At 67.1% G+C, this 15,794-nt stretch carries 17 protein-coding genes; 4 read left to right on the forward strand and 13 right to left on the reverse strand.

Going from position 1 to position 15,794, the window contains the following annotated elements; translation table 11 throughout:
- Positions 1-3 precede the first annotated feature (3 nt).
- The 10 genes from octT to A5766_RS06860 form a co-directional block, all read right to left on the reverse strand.
- Positions 4-828: a diglucosylglycerate octanoyltransferase gene (gene octT / locus A5766_RS06815; protein WP_005205146.1), complete on the reverse strand. Its 825-nt coding sequence runs from the start codon at positions 826-828 to the stop codon at positions 4-6.
- Positions 825-1,538: a histidine phosphatase family protein gene (locus tag A5766_RS06820; RefSeq protein WP_005205147.1), complete on the reverse strand. Its 714-nt coding sequence runs from the start codon at positions 1,536-1,538 to the stop codon at positions 825-827. Before A5766_RS06820 ends, octT begins: the two co-directional genes overlap by 4 nt.
- The gene (gene rsfS / locus A5766_RS06825; RefSeq protein WP_005205149.1) at positions 1,535-1,897 is read right to left on the reverse strand and encodes a ribosome silencing factor; all 363 of its coding nucleotides are present in this window, start codon (positions 1,895-1,897) and stop codon (positions 1,535-1,537) included. The genes A5766_RS06820 and rsfS overlap by 4 nt, the downstream gene beginning before the upstream one ends.
- Entirely contained in the window at positions 1,894-2,664 is a 771-nt protein-coding gene (gene nadD / locus A5766_RS06830) for a nicotinate-nucleotide adenylyltransferase (RefSeq protein ID WP_064864591.1), read from the reverse strand. Before nadD ends, rsfS begins: the two co-directional genes overlap by 4 nt.
- Positions 2,665-2,687: 23 nt before the next feature.
- Positions 2,688-4,127: a vWA domain-containing protein gene (locus A5766_RS06835; RefSeq protein WP_064864589.1), complete on the reverse strand. Its 1,440-nt coding sequence runs from the start codon at positions 4,125-4,127 to the stop codon at positions 2,688-2,690.
- Positions 4,127-5,059: an AAA family ATPase gene (locus tag A5766_RS06840; protein WP_005205154.1), complete on the reverse strand. Its 933-nt coding sequence runs from the start codon at positions 5,057-5,059 to the stop codon at positions 4,127-4,129. Before A5766_RS06840 ends, A5766_RS06835 begins: the two co-directional genes overlap by 1 nt.
- Positions 5,059-6,342, reverse strand: coding sequence for a glutamate-5-semialdehyde dehydrogenase (locus tag A5766_RS06845; RefSeq protein ID WP_064863097.1), 1,284 nt, complete (start codon positions 6,340-6,342; stop codon positions 5,059-5,061). Before A5766_RS06845 ends, A5766_RS06840 begins: the two co-directional genes overlap by 1 nt.
- 151 nt (positions 6,343-6,493) lie before the next feature.
- A complete protein-coding gene (locus A5766_RS06850; RefSeq protein ID WP_156527399.1) occupies positions 6,494-7,252 on the reverse strand; it encodes an HNH endonuclease family protein in 759 nt (252 codons plus the stop codon).
- A 107-nt stretch (positions 7,253-7,359) separates the two neighbouring features.
- Positions 7,360-9,642: an ATP-dependent DNA helicase RecG gene (gene recG, locus A5766_RS06855; protein WP_064903996.1), complete on the reverse strand. Its 2,283-nt coding sequence runs from the start codon at positions 9,640-9,642 to the stop codon at positions 7,360-7,362.
- Positions 9,642-11,303: a DAK2 domain-containing protein gene (locus A5766_RS06860; RefSeq protein WP_064904030.1), complete on the reverse strand. Its 1,662-nt coding sequence runs from the start codon at positions 11,301-11,303 to the stop codon at positions 9,642-9,644. Before A5766_RS06860 ends, recG begins: the two co-directional genes overlap by 1 nt.
- A gap of 68 nt (positions 11,304-11,371) precedes the next feature.
- On the opposite strand from A5766_RS06860, the gene A5766_RS24330 reads away from it, so the two are divergent.
- From A5766_RS24330 to bluB, 4 genes are all read left to right on the forward strand, one after another.
- Complete coding sequence (locus A5766_RS24330) at positions 11,372-11,665, forward strand: hypothetical protein (RefSeq protein WP_156527397.1); 294 nt, start codon at positions 11,372-11,374, stop codon at positions 11,663-11,665.
- A complete protein-coding gene (gene rpmB / locus A5766_RS06865) occupies positions 11,649-11,840 on the forward strand; it encodes a 50S ribosomal protein L28 (protein ID WP_005180428.1) in 192 nt (63 codons plus the stop codon). The genes A5766_RS24330 and rpmB overlap by 17 nt, the downstream gene beginning before the upstream one ends.
- 87 nt (positions 11,841-11,927) lie before the next feature.
- Positions 11,928-12,740 (forward strand): enoyl-CoA hydratase/isomerase family protein, encoded by an 813-nt coding sequence (locus A5766_RS06870; protein WP_082965470.1) that lies wholly within the window; start codon positions 11,928-11,930, stop codon positions 12,738-12,740.
- Entirely contained in the window at positions 12,737-13,369 is a 633-nt protein-coding gene (gene bluB, locus A5766_RS06875; RefSeq protein ID WP_064903999.1) for a 5,6-dimethylbenzimidazole synthase, read from the forward strand. Before A5766_RS06870 ends, bluB begins: the two co-directional genes overlap by 4 nt.
- Positions 13,370-13,421: 52 nt before the next feature.
- On the opposite strand, the gene A5766_RS06880 is transcribed toward bluB, so the two are convergent.
- Genes A5766_RS06880 through thiL form a run of 3 tightly spaced genes read right to left on the reverse strand, consistent with a single transcriptional unit; the run spans position 13,422 to position 15,719 of the window.
- Positions 13,422-14,102: a uracil-DNA glycosylase gene (locus tag A5766_RS06880; RefSeq protein ID WP_005205171.1), complete on the reverse strand. Its 681-nt coding sequence runs from the start codon at positions 14,100-14,102 to the stop codon at positions 13,422-13,424.
- Positions 14,103-14,104: 2 nt separating this feature from the next.
- Entirely contained in the window at positions 14,105-14,626 is a 522-nt protein-coding gene (locus A5766_RS06885) for a gamma carbonic anhydrase family protein (protein ID WP_064904001.1), read from the reverse strand.
- A gap of 34 nt (positions 14,627-14,660) precedes the next feature.
- Entirely contained in the window at positions 14,661-15,719 is a 1,059-nt protein-coding gene (thiL, locus tag A5766_RS06890) for a thiamine-phosphate kinase (protein WP_064904003.1), read from the reverse strand.
- Positions 15,720-15,794: the final 75 nt, after the last annotated feature.

Below are 15,794 nucleotides of genomic sequence, written 5' to 3' on the forward strand. Positions count from 1 at the left end.
ACGTTAGCCGGTTCGCCGTGCGGCTCGGACATCCGGATCGTCGAGCACGCGCAGAATCGGCTCCGCCACCACATCGGCGACCGCCCGGTGGCACGCGAAGCCCCAGTGGATGCCGTCGGGGTTCATCACAGCATCTGAGTTCATCGCAGCGTCTGGGTTAGTCGCGGCGTCTGGGTTCACGGCATCTGGATCGTCGTATGCGTCGCGTGTCGGTGGATAGAAGTCGGCATAAGAGACGCCGTGCCGGTCGCACCACGCGCGCATCGCCGCGGTCGTCGGTATCCGCCCGGTGTGGACGTAGCCGTAGTAGGGGCTCCGATGCGTCGACGGCAGACACACGACCATCGGCAGGTCGGGGCGCAACTGGGTCAGCGCCTCGTGGATCTTGTCGAGGTAGTCGACGGTCACCGTCGGCGGCAGGGCCACCGGCCACCCGATCTTCGACGCACGCGGCTGGACCCACTGATACGCCGACCGGACGATCTGGCGCAGTCGGCCCGGCCGCACGTATCTGATCTGCTCGCGCAACGCGGTCGGAAGCGGCGACGGCAACGAATCCATTCCGCCGAACGCGAGGATCACCGCGCGTGCGTGCGGTACCGCGGCCCAGATGTTCGGGTCCTGGGTCATCGCCCACCAGACGTCCCGGCTGGTCCAGCCGATCCGTCCGAAGAGCCGCACCGGCAGACCACACCGCGCGCCGACGATGTTCGGCCAGATTCGAGCGTCGTCTGCGGGCAGCCCACCCTGCGGCCCGAAGTAGGCGAGCGAGTCGGAGAGGATGAGTAGGCAGTCGTCGGGCGTACCCGCCGCAACCGAGTCGGTCACTGCACCCCTGCGTCGGCAACCTCGGCCGAGGCGTTCCACACGTCCAGCCGCCACCGCGGCTTCTCACCGGGGAGTCCGTGGCCCGACAGTTGGACCCAGCTCGTGTTGGCCAGTCCGCCGAACACCGGCCAGTTGGCGACCGGAAGGTCGAGCAGTGCGGCGGTCATCGCGGCGATCACACCTCCGTGCGCGACGAGCACGACGGGCGACTCCGGGCTCGCGCCGCTCCCCCAGTCGTCCACACTCGCGAGCAGTTCATCGACGACCGGTAGGGCGCGGGCAGCGACGTCGACGCGGCTCTCCCCGCCCGGCGGGCGCCACGTGGCGTCGTCGCGCCACAGCGCGCGCGCACCGGGCATGATGTCGTCGACCTCGTAGTGCGTCATGCCCTGCCACTCACCGAGATGTGTTTCGCGGAGCCGTTGATCGGTCTCGACAGGCAGGCCGGTCAGCACGGCGAGCGCTTCCGCGGTGTCGCGAGCACGCCGCAGATCCGACGACCTGATGAGCATCGGATTGCGTTCGGCGAGTGCGGCGGCGGCCGACTTCGCTTGTCGCACACCGAGATCGGAGAGATCGGTGTCAAGTTGTCCCTGCATCCGACTCGTCGCGTTGTACTCGGTCTGCCCGTGCCGCAACAGAATCAGCCTGCGGACCACCGGGGTGAGTCGTTCGACGGAGGTGTCGTGGTCGTCGGGCGCTCCACTCACGCCTGCGGCTCCAGGTCGATGACCGGGCAGTCCTGCCACAGACGGTCGAGCGCGTAGTAGGCGCGCTCGTCGGCATGCTGGACGTGCACCACGATGTCGACGTAGTCCAGCAGCGCCCAGCGACCCTCACGTGTGCCTTCGCGTCGGACGGGCTTGTAACCCGCCTCGCGCATCTTGTCTTCGATCTCGTCGGTGACCGCGTTGACCTGACGCTCGTTGTCGGCCGACGCGATCACGAACAGGTCGGTGATCACGAGTTGTTCGGACACGTCGATCACCGTGACATCGGTGGCGACCTTGTCCTGCGCGGCAGCGACTGCCACCTTCGCCATGTCCAGTGACTCGGCTGCTGCTGTCACGTTCGTCCTTTCGAGCGTTGCGTTTCCGCACGGTGTGTTGAGGTGTCGGAGGTTGTCGGTTCATCGTCGGCGTCGCTCGCCAGTGGCGCCGAGACACCCGGCGAGTTCACCCGCGGCCTGCGGTAGAGCCTGCGTTTGGCGATGTACTGGACGACGCCGTCTGGCACCAGGTACCAGACCGGTCGTCCCGTCGCAGCGCGTGCCCGACAGTCCGTCGAGGAGATCGCCAGTGCGGGAATCTCCATCAGATGAAGCGTATCGGCTGGCAGATGTCGCAGATGCGTGGCCAGATGGCTGGCGTTCAACTCGTATCCCGGTCGGCTCACCCCGACGAAGTTCGCCAGTTCGAACAGTTCCTCCCAGTCCTGCCACGACAGGATCGACTCCAACGCATCGGCGCCGGTGATGAAGTAGAGCGCAGCGTCGGGAAGGGTTTTGCGCAGATCCCGCAGCGTGTCGACCGTGTAGGTGAATCCCTCTCGGTCGATGTCGACGCGACTCACGCTGAACTGAGGATTCGACGCCGTCGCGATGACCGTCATCAGGTAGCGGTCCTCGGGGGGACTGACCTGCTTCGTCCGGTCGGGAACCTCCCCGCCGTCTTCGGTCAGCTTCTGCCATGGCCGTCCGGTCGGGACGAAGATCACCTCGTCGAGCGAGAACCGGTTGGCGACCTCACTGGCTGCCACGAGGTGCCCGTTGTGGATGGGATCGAACGTTCCGCCCATCACACCGATCCGGCGTACACGCGGACGGTCATGTGCCATGAGGGGTCAGTTTACGCGAGCGATCACACCGGCAGGAGGTCGGCGATGACCGCGGACAGCTGCGTGGCGTTGCGACACTCGAACATATCGATGATCTCCGCGTAGTCGTCGGCCGCGGAATCGCCGGTACCCCAGTCGCCATGCGCCTCTGGGTTGAGCCAATACGCGTGACGCGCACGCTCCACCAACTCGCGCAGCGAGTCCTCGGAGGCGTCATGATAGTTGTTGCGGGCGTCGCCCAGGATCAGGAGCGCTCCGCGATGTGTCAGCGTGTCGCCGTAGGCGTCGACGAACCCGCGCAGCATGTGCCCGTAGTCGGAATGACCGTCACGCGTGATGAGCCGGGCCTGCGTCAACATGCGATGCGTCGCCTCACCGATGTCGGTGCCGCCGAACCCCTCGTCGTCGGTGAAATACTCGGTGACGTCGTCGACAGTGTCGACGAATGCGAAGATCCGAACCTTCGCGAACTGCTGTCGCAGCGCGTAGACGAGTTGCAGCGTGAACTGCGAGAACCCGGACACCGAACCCGATACGTCGCAGATGATCACCAGTTCGGGGCGGCCGGGGCGGGGCTTGCGGTTCTTGAGTTCGATCGGCACCCCGCCCGTCGACATCGACGCACGCAGCGTCGCACGGACGTCGACAGCACCCCGGTGGGCGCGGCGTCGTCGAATCTCCAAGCGGGAGGCCAACAGACGCGCGAGCGGTGCGACGGTCCGTCGGATCTCGGTGAGGTCCTTCTTGCCTGCCGCGAGAAAGTTGATGTTCTCGGGCAGTGTCGGCACCGCGTAGTCGCTGACCTTCTCGCGTCCGTTGCGGTCGGCCATCCGACGCTGCGTCTCCACCTCGATCGCGGTGCGTAGTCGGTTGGCCCGTTCGCGGGCGGCCCTGCGGAACGTCGGATCGTCGCCGACGCTCAGGTCGTCACCCGATCCGCCCGCCATCGCGGCGGCTATCCGTGCGATCAGCGTCTGGGGATCGATACTCGAGAGTGCCTGATACGCCGAGTACGCCTCCCCGCGGCTCGACTGGTAGCGGCCCATCTCGTCGACCACCTGCGCGACCGCGGCAGACAGACGTCCGTCTGCGTCGGCCGACTCGTCGGCGAGCAACTCTGCGAGCATTTCGCGCACGGCAGCGACGTCGACCTCGCCGGAGGTGTCGCGCGGCAGTTCTTCCTCTGCGCTGCGTGCACCGATCGCGACCGGAAACCAGAGGTCGAAGATGCGGTCGAAGGCCGGCCGGTGCATGTGATCGTCGACGAGCGTCGCCGCGAGTCCCTCGCGCAGGCTGCTGCGATCGAGCAGGTCGAGCACCTCCATCGCCCGCGCGGCGTCGATCAGCGCCGACGGACCGACCGCGATCCCCCGTCGCCGCAACGCGTCGACGAAGTCGGTGAGATGAGCGACGAGCGGCACTGCTGTCGCGATGTCGCCCGTGGCGGGTTCGGCCCCGGACATCAGCCCAACTTGAGTTCTTTGACAGCGGTCTTCAGGTCGGGGCGATGCTTGAGCACGACGCCGAGCGTGCGTGCGATCAGGCCTTCGTCGAGTCGACCACCCTTCGAGCGTTCCTCGCCCGCGCCCAATGCGAGCAGGGTGTTGGCCCAGTCGATGGTCTCGGCGACCGACGGCTTCTTGCGAATGTCGAGGGTGCGCAGCACGCCGACGATGCGGACCAGTTCGGATGCCAGCGCGTCGGGCAGGTTCGGGACCCGCGACTCGAGAATCTCTTTTTCGCGCGCAGCGTCGGGGAAGTCGATGAAGAGGTAGAGGCAGCGACGTTTCAGCGCCTCCGACAATTCTCGTGTCGCGTTCGACGTCAGGATCACGATCGGCCGACGCGACGCGACGACAGTCCCCATCTCCGGGATGGTCACCGCGAAGTCGCTGAGCACCTCGAGCAGCAGCCCCTCGACGTCGACGTCGGCCTTGTCGACCTCGTCGATCAGGAGCACGGTGGGATCGGTGCGCGAGATCGCTGTCAGCAGAGGTCGCGGCAGCAGGAACTCCTCGGAGAAGATGTCGGTCTTCGCCTCGGCCCAGTCGCGCGTACCGGTCGCCTGGATGTGCAGGATCTGCTTGGCGTGGTTCCACTCGTAGAGTGCGCGCGCCTCGTCGATTCCCTCGTAGCACTGCAGACGCACGAGCTCTGCGTCGGTGGCCGCGGCGATGGCACGCGCCAACTCCGTCTTACCCACTCCCGCAGGGCCTTCGACGAGCAGCGGCTTACCGAGCCGGTCGGCGAGGAAGGTCGACGTCGCCGTCGCGTCGTCGGCCAGATAGCCGGTGGAGCGCAGCCGGTCGACGACGTCGGGCACGGCTGTGAACGAGGGGACGATGGGTGCCGCGTCTTGCGTCGCAGGGCCGTTCGTCGTTGCGCTGTCGGTCATCACGCGGGCCGGATCTGGCCGTCGCCCCACACGATCCACTTGGTGGAGGTGAGTTCCGGCAGTCCCATCGGTCCGCGGGCATGTAGCTTCTGCGTGGAGATTCCGATCTCCGCACCGAAGCCGAACTGCTCGCCATCGGTGAAGGCGGTCGACGCATTGACCATCACGGCTGCGGCGTCGACCCGGTTCGTGAACTCCTCGGCCGCGGCGAGGTCGGTGGTCACGATGGCCTCGGTGTGCCCGGTTCCATAGGTGTCGATGTGTGCGACAGCGGCGTCGAGTCCGTCGACCACCTTCATCGCGATGTCCATCGACAGGTACTCATCGGCCCAGTCGGACTCGCCGGCCGGCTCCATCCCCGGCTCATCACCGTGGATCACGACACCCTGCGACTGCAGCGCCTGGCTGATCTTGGGCAGCGCGTCGGCGGCGATCGCTTTGTCGACAAGCACCGTCTCTGCCGCGTTGCACACGCTCGGTCGCCGCGTCTTGGCATTGAGGATGATGCGGGTCGCGACACCGACGTCGGCGAGCGCATGCACGTAGACGTGGCAGTTTCCGGTTCCGGTCTCGATCGTCGGGACCGTGGCATTCGCGACGACCGCGTTGATCAGGCCCGCACCCCCGCGCGGAATGACGACGTCAACGAGTCCGCGCGCTCGGATCAATGCGGTGACACTCGAACGGTCGTCACTCGGCAGCAGCGACACGACATCGGACGGGATGCCCGCGCCCGCGACAACATCGCGAAGAATGCGAACAAGCTCCGCGTTCGACGACGCCGCCGACGACGAACCGCGAAGCAGCACAGCGTTTCCGGACTTGAACGCGATACCGAAGGCGTCGACCGTCACGTTCGGCCGCGCCTCGTAGACGATGCCGACCACACCGAGCGGCACGCGAACCTGCCGCAGGCGCAGCCCGTTGGGAAGCGTCTTGCCCGCGACGATCTCGCCGATCGGATCGGGGAGGATCGCGACCTGACGCAGTCCATCGGCGATGCCCGCGACGCGCTCCGGGGTCAGGCGCAGACGGTCGATGAGGTTCGCCTCGGTTCCGGCCTCCTCGGCGCGCGCAACGTCGTCGGCGTTGGCGGCCAGGATGGTCTCGGTGTTCGCATCGACGGCGTCGGCAGCGGCGAGCAGCGCAGCATTCTTGGCAGTCGTGGTGAGCGCTGCCAGCGCCCGAGAAGCGGTACGGGCCGCGCGGGCCTGCGCGTGCACGACCTCTTCGACGTCGGGCCCTGTCGCGGCCTGTCTTCCGGTCACGGTGGGTGCGCTCATCAATTCCTCGATTTCGAGTTCACGGCAGACGATTGCGTCCTGCGCGGCACTGCCGGCGGACAACATGTCCAGGGTACGTCCAGCACCACCCCGCCCCAAGATCGCCCACCCGAGAACGCCACCGCGGGCCCGGACGTCGAGATGCCGCATGTCAGCAACGGTTGAGTATTCCGGCGAGCACGCTGCGCGACGCAGCATCGACCGCCACGCCGTAGGCGCGGCTCACCACAACGAACTCGATCGCGTACTGACAGTGGAAACCGCGATTGGGCGGCAGCCAGCGGGCGGGTTCACTGTCGCTCTTCTCCTGGTTCGACGCCGCGTCCACGGCGACGAGGTTGGCCGGGTCGTTGGCCAGGTCGACGCGACGCCGCGTCGACCACCCGAACGCACCCATGTCCCACGCGAAGGCCAGGGGCACGATGTGGTCGATCTGAACCGCAGTCGCATTGCGATCACGCCGAAACACGACCATCTTGCCGGTATACGGGCTGCGCAGTTCGCCCGCGAGGACAGCGCGCGGACACGAGGTCACCGGGCCGATTCGCACATCACCGAGGTCGCGGGTCAGCACGTCGTTTCGGGTATCGCAGCCGTTTCCGCCTCCCGTCACGCTCGCGTCGTCGGTCCACGACGCCCCGAACGCGGACCGTTCGTAGTCCTCGCGACCGGTACGCGCCGCGACGACGGGCACTCCTGCGAGTTGGCGCAATGCCAGCTGCGCACCGGCGTGCCACTGCCCCGCTCGGGTGCGCGGTACGTCGCGGTACACACCCACGGCCACGACGACCGCCGTGAGCACGAACGCGATCGTGACCGCCCACCTGCGGGCGGGCCACTGCGCGTCGCGCCGGGCGTGCCGATAGCGCATCCGCAGCCGGTAGAGCGGCACCGCGATGACGGGATTCACGCCATCTTCGACGCTGCGCGGCGGCACGCGGTTCCCCTATCTGGCAGCCGCGTCTGCGGGTTCGGGCGGCGTGTGGCGCGCGGGTTCGAGGACGCGGGCGGCTCGGGTCAGGATTTGTCGAGGTAGCGCACCTTGTTGGGTACGAGAATGGCGTCGACGAGGTCGGCGAGTGGCCGGTGGTCGGCCAGCGGAAGGTCGGTTGCCACCACGGATTCGGCCAGCTCGCGAGCGTCGGCGATCACGTCGACGTCGTCGAGTAGCGAGAGGTGACGCAGCGACGACACCCCACCCGACTGCAGTGAGCCGAGCAGATCACCTTCGCGGCGCTGCAGCAGGTCGACGCGAGCGAGTTCGAATCCGTCGGTCGACGCCTCGACGGCACGCAGCCGCTCCATCGCCTGCGACACAGGCTTCGTCGACGTCATCAGGAGGCACAGACCGGGATGGCCGCCGCGGCCGACACGTCCGCGGAGTTGGTGGAGCTGGCTGACCCCGAATCTCTCTGCGTCGATGATGATCATCATCGACGCATTGGGAACGTCCACACCGACCTCGATCACGGTGGTGGCCACGATCGCGTCGATCTCGCCGCGCCCGAACGCGTCCATGACCTCGTTCTTCTCGTCGGCGGGTAGCCGCCCGTGCAGGACTGCGAGCCGATGGTGGCCGAGCGGTCCGACGAGCAGCTCGTCGTAAAGATCGAGCACGGAGATGGTCTGTTGCTGCGCGTCGGCTTCTTCGCCCGCCGTGCGCTTGCCAGCGCCGCGCCTCGGGGTCGCCGGCTCGATGTCGCCGATGCGCGAGCAGACGATGTACACCTGCCGCCCGGCCTCGATCTCCTCCGCGGCGCGCCCCCACATGCGTTCGATCCATTGGGGTTTCGTCGTCGGCACCACGGTCGTGGTGATCGGCTGACGCCCTTGCGGAAGTTCGGTGAGCACCGACGTGTCGAGGTCGCCGAACGCCGTCATCGCCACCGTCCGCGGGATCGGCGTCGCCGTCATCACCAAGAAGTGGGGCATGAGATGGTCGCGACCACGGCCCCGCAACACATCTCGTTGTTCGACGCCGAAGCGGTGCTGTTCGTCGACGACGACCATGCCGAGATCGAAGAACTCGACCTTCTCCTCGAGCAGCGCGTGGGTTCCCACGACGATGCCCGCCTTGCCGGTCACCACGTCGAGCAGCGTCTGACGTTTGCCCTTGGTCTTCATCGAGCCGGTCAGCAACACCACACTCGTCGCGCCGTCGGCGGCGCCGAGTTCACCGGCAGTCCCCAGATCGCCGAGCATCGACGTGATGGTCCGAAGATGCTGCGCGGCGAGAACTTCCGTCGGCGCGAGGATCGCGCACTGATGGCCGTTGTCGACAACGCGCAGCATGGCGAGCAACGACACGAGGGTCTTGCCGGAACCGACCTCACCCTGCAGCAGCCTGCTCATCGGCGTCGGGTGGCGCAGGTCGTCTGCGATCTCGGCGATCACCAATTGCTGCCCATCGGTGAGAGTGAACGGAAGTCGTTGCAGGAGGCGGTCTTCCAGGCCGCCGGGAACGTGCGGGCACGCGGGTGCGGATTCGGCACGGCCCGCGAGGCGACGCTGCGCGAGGACTGTCTGGATCGCGAGCGCCTCGTCGAATTTCAGTCGATCGTTCGCGGCGGTGACGTGTGCATCGGAGTCGGGGACATGAATGGTGCGGATCGCCTCGTCAAGCGACATCAAACCTCGGCGTTCGCGTTCGTCGTCGGACAGCGGGTCGACGAACGACTCGACGTCGTCGAGAACCTGACGAATCGACGCCCAGATGTCCCATGTCTGGATCTCGCGGTTCGCGGGATACAGCGGCACGATCGCTCGATCGAACGCGGCGGCGATGTCGGCCGATTGCGCTCCCGGGCGCCGCTGTTCGCCGGTGATCTCGGCCTCGGCCGCGTACATCTCGGCGAGCATCGCCGACCCGACGACACGATCGACCTCGACGTCGCCGTCCGGCAGAACCATCCATTCGGGGTGTGAGAGTTGCGGCTGCTCGCGGAAGAACTTCACGGTGCCCGCCACCATGAGCCGCGTGCCGGGTTTGAGTGCGTTCTTGATGAAGCGCGGGTTGAAGAAGCTGACCTCGTAGGAGCGGTTGCCGTCGTCGACGGTGACCTTCAGGAACTGCCCGTGACGCTTCTTCATGCGGATCAGGTCGGCACGGGTGATGCGTCCGACAACCGTGACCCACTCCCCCTCGGTGAGGTCCTGCTCCTCCGAGGGTTGGCCATGCGTGAGATAACGACGCGGTGCGTAACGCAGCAGCTCTCCGACGGTCGCGATCCCCAACAACGCGAGACTCGCCGCCCGTTCGGCGCTGAAGACATCGGACAGAGAGTCGGATGCACGGACCACTACTCGATACCCACTTGCATCAGATCGTCGGTCTGCCCGGTCTCGTACACGACCATTTCGACGCCTGGATAGGCCCGTCGGATCTGCGCTTCGAGCGCCGCCAACGCGTCGCGGTCGACGCTCGAACCCGCAAGGACGGTGACCATCTCGCCGCCGGTCGCCAACATGAGGTCGACCAACGACACGACCGCGGCCGTCTGCTCCGGCGCGATGACAAGGACATCAGAGCCGATGAGGCCCAACACATCTCCGACGTCGCACGTTCCGGCGAGGGTGATCATGCGCTCGTCGGCGAGCAGCAGCGAACCCCAGCGTGCACCCGCTGCGGCTTCGGCCATCGCGTAGGCGTCAGCATCCGGCGACTCGGAGGGGTCGTGGACCGCGAGGGCCGCAAGGCACTGGGCCATCGATGAGGTCGGTAACGAGATCACCGACCGCTGTGCAGACCGGACCTCCGCTGCAACGCTCACCAGATCCTGCGAGGTCAGCGACCCGTTCGCCATGACCACCACGTGCGCCGAATCGGTGGCGCGAATGGCCGCGGCGAGCGCCTCCGGGGTCACTCCGTCGTCGGCGCGGACCACGGCCGCTCCGGCCTCGGCGAACAGTTCCGCGGCCCCGTCGCCGCGGACTACAGCGACGACGGCACGCCGGTGACGAGGCGGCGGCTCCATCGAATTGGCTTGCGCGCGAATCGAATCGAGCGCAAAGCAGGAGATCCGGATGTCGGAGACGTTGCCGTGCGCTATCGCTGCCTCGACCGCGGCCCCCGGCTCGTCGGTGTGGACGTGCACCGAGAACCGTTCGCCCGACGGCGAACTGTCTCCGACGATCACCACGGCGTCGCCGAGTTCGCCGAGTTCTGATCGCAGCGTCGCGATGCTCTCGCCCGCAGCCCCGGTGAGCAGATACATCACCTCGAAGTCCATGTCGCCCGGGCCATCACACGTCTCGTCGACGGGATGACCGGGCTGCCCTCCCCCGGTGAGGATTCCGCGGTACCGACGACGCCGCTGCGTGACACCGGTGAGCACCCCGACCATCGCGTCGAGCATGGCGAGAAAACCCCGACCGCCCGCGTCGACGACGCCCGCCGACGCCAGTTCGGGGAGCTGCTCGGGCGTTCGTTCCAGACCATCGGCCACGTCGTCGGCGATCGTGCGGGCCTGGTCGGCGGCGGTCTCACCGGAGTGACGCGCCGCGGACTCCGCGGCGATGGTCAGCAGCGTCAGGACGGTGCCCTCCCTGGGGTCGCTGACCGCGCGCTGTGCTGCCAACGATCCAAGCCTCAGCCCCGATACCGCCAGCTGCGAAAAGGTCAACTGTCCGTCCGGTGCGCCGATCTCCACGGCGTCGGCGAGGCCGACCAGGATCTGCGACATGATGACGCCGGAATTGCCGCGCGCGTTGGCCACGGCACCTTCTGCCATGGCCCGCGTCACCGCGACCACGTCGGCGTCGGCGGGAAGGCCGGTGGCGGCGTCGGCAGCAGACCGCATGGTGAACAGCATGTTGCTGCCGGTGTCCGAATCGGGGATCGGGAAGACGTTGAGGTCGTTGATCTCGCCGCGCAGTTCCTCGAGCCGGGCCACACACTCCTGAGCCCAGTCACGCAGAACCTGCGGATTCATCACGCGAACGAGTCCACCGTCGGTCGACATGGGGTCCTCCTTCACCGCGGGGGCTCACGCCGTGTCTCCACGTCATCGAAAGCCACATCATCGAAAAAGTGCGCACCAACAAATTGCCACGACACGTGCTGCCCAGGATGTGTGAGAGATTACTCGGAGTCGCCGACACGGTCGCCGTCGGCGGGTCCGGCGCATTCGCCGCCTACCCGACGCCGACGCCGCAGCCGATCACGCTCGGCCCGGATTTGGTGGTGACGCATCCGGACGGTTACCCTTGCAGGGTTGCCTTGCCGCCGCCGTGGATGACGTTGCGTTTCCGCGAGCAGCGAGCTGGCGTAACCGCAAGATCATTCCATCTATCAAGGGAGTTCGACAATGGCTGCCGTCTGTGACGTCTGCGGCAAGGGTCCGGGCTTCGGCAAGTCCGTTTCGCACTCGCACCGCCGTACCAACCGCCGCTGGAATCCCAATATCCAGTCTGTGCGTGTCGAGGTGGCCCCGGGCAACCGCAAGCGTAAGAACGTCTGCACCTCCTGCCTGAAGGCCGGCAAGACCACCCTCGCCTGATCGCGAGAACTGACAACCCGATCCCGACCGAGCGAACGCTCGGCCCCGGGGTCGGGTTGTCTGCATCTGCGGGTTAGGGTGTCGTCCATGACCTCGACCACAACGTCCCCGGCAGACTCGGCTGTGACACAGGACGGCGACGTCCTCGTCCTACGCATCTCCGATGCGAGCAAGGGCGGCGCACTCGACGACGCCTCACTGAAATCGGCAACCACCGCCCTGCGCGAGATCGCACGCGGCGAACGCGAAGTCGGCGCGATCCTGCTGCTCGGCGCTGGCCGGAACTTCTGCGCGGGCGGCAATGTGCGCGATTTCGCCTCTGCCGAGCACCGCCCCACCTTCATCCGCGCTCTCGCCGACACCTTCCACGACTTCGTCACCGCCCTGCTCGACGCTGATCGTCCGGTCGTCGCGGGTGTGCGCGGATGGGCCGCAGGGGCCGGGCTGAGCATCGTGCTGCACGCAGACATCGCGATCGGTGGGCCGTCGACCAACCTGCGTCCCGCGTACACCGGGATCGGCTTGTCGCCGGACGGCGGCATGACGTGGACCCTCCCGCGCACCGTCGGAGCGGCCCGCGCCCGCGACATCATCCTCACCGACAGAGTCATCACCGCCGACGAGGGACTCGCGTGGGGCATCCTCTCGCGCCTCGTCGACGACACCGAGATCGACGACACCGCCGCCGAGATCGCCCGCACACTTGCCGCGGGTCCGCGCGCCGGACTGGCCGCGACGCGTGCACTCCTGAGCGCGTCGCCCACCGCGACACTCCGCGATCAGCTCGCCGCCGAAGCTCACGCGATCTCGACCAACAGCGGCTCCGCGGAGGGTGTCGAGGGCGTCGACGCATTCGTGGGCAAGCGGACCCCCGACTTCGCAGCGGCCCGCGAGCGGTGACGACGTTCGGCGCCTCCTTCATCGCAGACCTCGACACGTTGTTCGCGTGGCGTCGTGACGTCCGACATTTCCGCTCCGACCCACTCGAGCCGGGGCTGCTCGACGAGTTGCTGGCACGAGCCGAGCTCGCGCCGTCGGTCGGCAACAGCCAACCGTGGCGATGGGTGCGCGTCGACTCAGTTGAGGCCCGCGCTCACATTCGCCGCAACTTCGTCGCGTGCAACGCCAAGGCCCTCGACGGGTACGCGGGCGAACGCAAACGTGCGTACGCGGCGCTGAAGCTCTCCGGACTCGACGACGCTCCGATCCAGCTCGCCGTCTTCACCGACCATGCAGGCACCCAGGGGCACGGCCTGGGCAAGCGGACGATGCCCGAGACACTCGACTACTCGACGGTCACCGCCGTCACGACACTGTGGCTGGCCGCACGGGCGCGCGGCGTCGGAGTCGGCTGGATATCCATCCTCGACGCCCCCACCGCGGCAACCGATCTCGGTGTGCCCGACACGTGGCGACTCACCGCATACCTGTGCCTGGGTTATCCCACCGAGGCCGACGACGTCCCCGAACTCGAGAGAGTGGGCTGGCAGGAACGCACCGACGCCGAAGCCCGACGCTTCGTCCGCTGACAGGAAAGACAGTGGCTTCAGGAGAGCAGGGGGCTTCAGGAGAGCAGGGGCTTCAGGAGGGTAGGCGCCAGTCGACCGGTTCGCCGCCGAGGTCTTCGAGTTCGGTATTGGCCCGACTGAACGGACGCGAGCCGAAGAACCCCTTGCTCGCCGACAACGGCGAGGGGTGCGGCGACACGATCACCGGGACGTCGGGCATCCATTGCTGAAGGCCTGCGGCATCGCGTCCCCACAGGATTGCCACGAGCGGCTCGTCGCGCGACACGAGCGCTTTGATCGCGCACTCGGTCACCGCCTCCCAGCCCTTGTTGCGGTGCGACGCGGGCTCGCCGGGAGCGACGGTCAACACTCTGTTGAGCAGCAGCACACCCGATTTCGCCCACGGTGTCAGGTCGCCGTTGGCCGGCTTGGGATACCCGAGATCGGCGCAGTACTCGGTGTAGATGTTGGCCAACGAGCGCGGAACGGGCGAAACATCCTCTGCGACAGAAAAACTCAGTCCGACCGCATGCCCGGGCGTCGGATACGGATCCTGTCCGACGATGAGCACGCGGACGTCGTCGAAAGGTTGTGTGAACGCGCGCAACACATTTCGCCCGGCCGGGAGATAGCGGCGACCAGCGGCGTTCTCGTCGCGCAGGAACTGCCCCATCTGCGCGATGTTCTCTTCGACCGGCGCGAGTGCCTGCGCCCAACCGGGATCGATGAGTTCGCTCAACGGTTGTGGGGTCATGATCAGTCGAGTCTCCTGAGCTTCGATCGGTAGTACAGCGAATTCTGGTGGTACATCTCGACGTTCAGGTCGACATGGTCGGCGGGCACCTGGAATCCCTCGCGGATGCGCGCGGGCACACCGAGTGCCATCGCCCGTGCTGGAACCGAGAACTTGAATGGCACAACGGCTCCCGCGCCGACAATGGCGCCGTCGCCGACCGTCGACCCGTTGAGGACAACGGAACCCGACGCGATCAAACAGTTGTCGCCGATCGTCGCACCCTCGATGTGGGCGTTGTGCCCGACGACGCATCCGTCACCGATGACCGTCGGGTCGATCGGCGTGCAGTGGATGACCGTGCCGTCCTGGATGTTGGTTCGCCGACCGATGGAGATGGTCCCGTAGTCACCCCGCAGCACAGCCCCGGGCCACACCGACACCCCGTCTGCGAGGGTCACTGCGCCGATCACCGTCGCGTCGGGGTGGGTGTACACGTCCTCACCGAGGATCGGTTCACGATCGTCGAGTGCGTAAATCGCCATGAGTCGATCTAATCACCGCGGTGACGGCCGCCACCTACTGGTGTCCGAAGGACTGCCATCCGCGCAGGTCACTCGTCGCGATGCCGTCGAGAGACACCGGTGCGCGATCGCCCGTGCGTTCGCGGACATCACCGATGACGACCCACCCTAGCGGAACGTCGGCGGCCGCGAACGCAGCCAGTAACTGGTGGTCTTCGCCGCCGGTCAGTGCCCAGATGTCGTCGGACTCACCGAGTTCGGCCGCGGCTCGTCTGGTCGCCTCTGTTCGCGGAACTCGCGAGACATCAACTGCAAGAGCGACATTCGACGCTGCCGCCAGGGTCTTCAGCTCCTCGACCAGTCCGTCGGAGACATCGGTCATGGCGTGAGCGCCTGCGCGCGCCGCCACCACACCCGCCGAGAGGTCGGGGTTGGGCAGACGGTGCGAATCCACCACCTCGGTGTGCTGTGCACGTAGTCGGGAGCGCTGCGCACTGCGCTCGCCGTCGTCGTCGCATTCGTCAGCGGCGAGCAGGACGGCGAGCCCGGCGGCGGCGCTGCCGAGCGGTCCGCTCACAGCCAGCACATCGCCGACCTGCGCGCCGGTCAACGCCACCGGAGTGAGTCCGTCGAGTGCACCCACCGATGTGACGGTCAGCACCACCTCGTCTGCGGCGACGAGGTCGCCGCCGAGCACTCGACCGCCGAGACGATGGGTTGCGGCGAGGATGCCGTCATTGATCTCGGTCAGAGTGGCAGCGGGAGTGCTCACCGGACATGCGATCGATACGACGACGCCGACCGTACGTGCCCCCATCGCCGCGATGTCTGCTGCACTCTGGATCACCGCCCGCTCTCCGATCTGGCGCGGCGTCGACCACTCGAAGCGAAAGTGACGGTTCTGCACGGCGGTGTCCGTACTGATGACGGTCGGGCCACCCGCGTCGAAGACGGCGGCGTCGTCACCGGATCCGACGACGATGTCGCCCGACGTTGCGGTCGTCGCCGCCGAGGTGAACAGCGAGATGAGCGCCCGCTCACCCAGGTCACCGACTGTGACACCACTGGGCTCCGGGTGGTCGGGGGTCGTGGCGTTCTCGTCGCCACCTGCCACTGTCAACTCCTCGTCGGCTCCACGGTTATTCGTTTCGGTTCGCGCTCTCGCGGCGTTGTGGTGACAATATCCCCA

It is taken from the genome of Gordonia sp. 852002-51296_SCH5728562-b (assembly GCF_001665475.1).
Classification (GTDB): Bacteria; Actinomycetota; Actinomycetes; order Mycobacteriales; family Mycobacteriaceae; genus Gordonia; species Gordonia sputi.

What these genes read in the sequence shown, in the direction of transcription:
- nadD (WP_064864591.1), bottom strand. Translation starts at nt 2,664, where the DNA reads ATGGCACATGACCGTCCGCGTGTACGCCGGATCGGTGTGATGGGCGGA.
- A5766_RS06835 (WP_064864589.1), bottom strand. Translation starts at nt 4,127, where the DNA reads ATGTCCGGGGCCGAACCCGCCACGGGCGACATCGCGACAGCAGTGCCG.
- A5766_RS06840 (WP_005205154.1), bottom strand. Translation starts at nt 5,059, where the DNA reads ATGACCGACAGCGCAACGACGAACGGCCCTGCGACGCAAGACGCGGCA.
- A5766_RS06845 (WP_064863097.1), bottom strand. Translation starts at nt 6,342, where the DNA reads ATGAGCGCACCCACCGTGACCGGAAGACAGGCCGCGACAGGGCCCGAC.
- A5766_RS06860 (WP_064904030.1), bottom strand. Translation starts at nt 11,303, where the DNA reads ATGTCGACCGACGGTGGACTCGTTCGCGTGATGAATCCGCAGGTTCTG.
- rpmB (WP_005180428.1), top strand. Translation starts at nt 11,649, where the DNA reads ATGGCTGCCGTCTGTGACGTCTGCGGCAAGGGTCCGGGCTTCGGCAAG.
- A5766_RS06870 (WP_082965470.1), top strand. Translation starts at nt 11,928, where the DNA reads ATGACCTCGACCACAACGTCCCCGGCAGACTCGGCTGTGACACAGGAC.
- A5766_RS06880 (WP_005205171.1), bottom strand. Translation starts at nt 14,102, where the DNA reads ATGACCCCACAACCGTTGAGCGAACTCATCGATCCCGGTTGGGCGCAG.
- A5766_RS06885 (WP_064904001.1), bottom strand. Translation starts at nt 14,626, where the DNA reads ATGGCGATTTACGCACTCGACGATCGTGAACCGATCCTCGGTGAGGAC.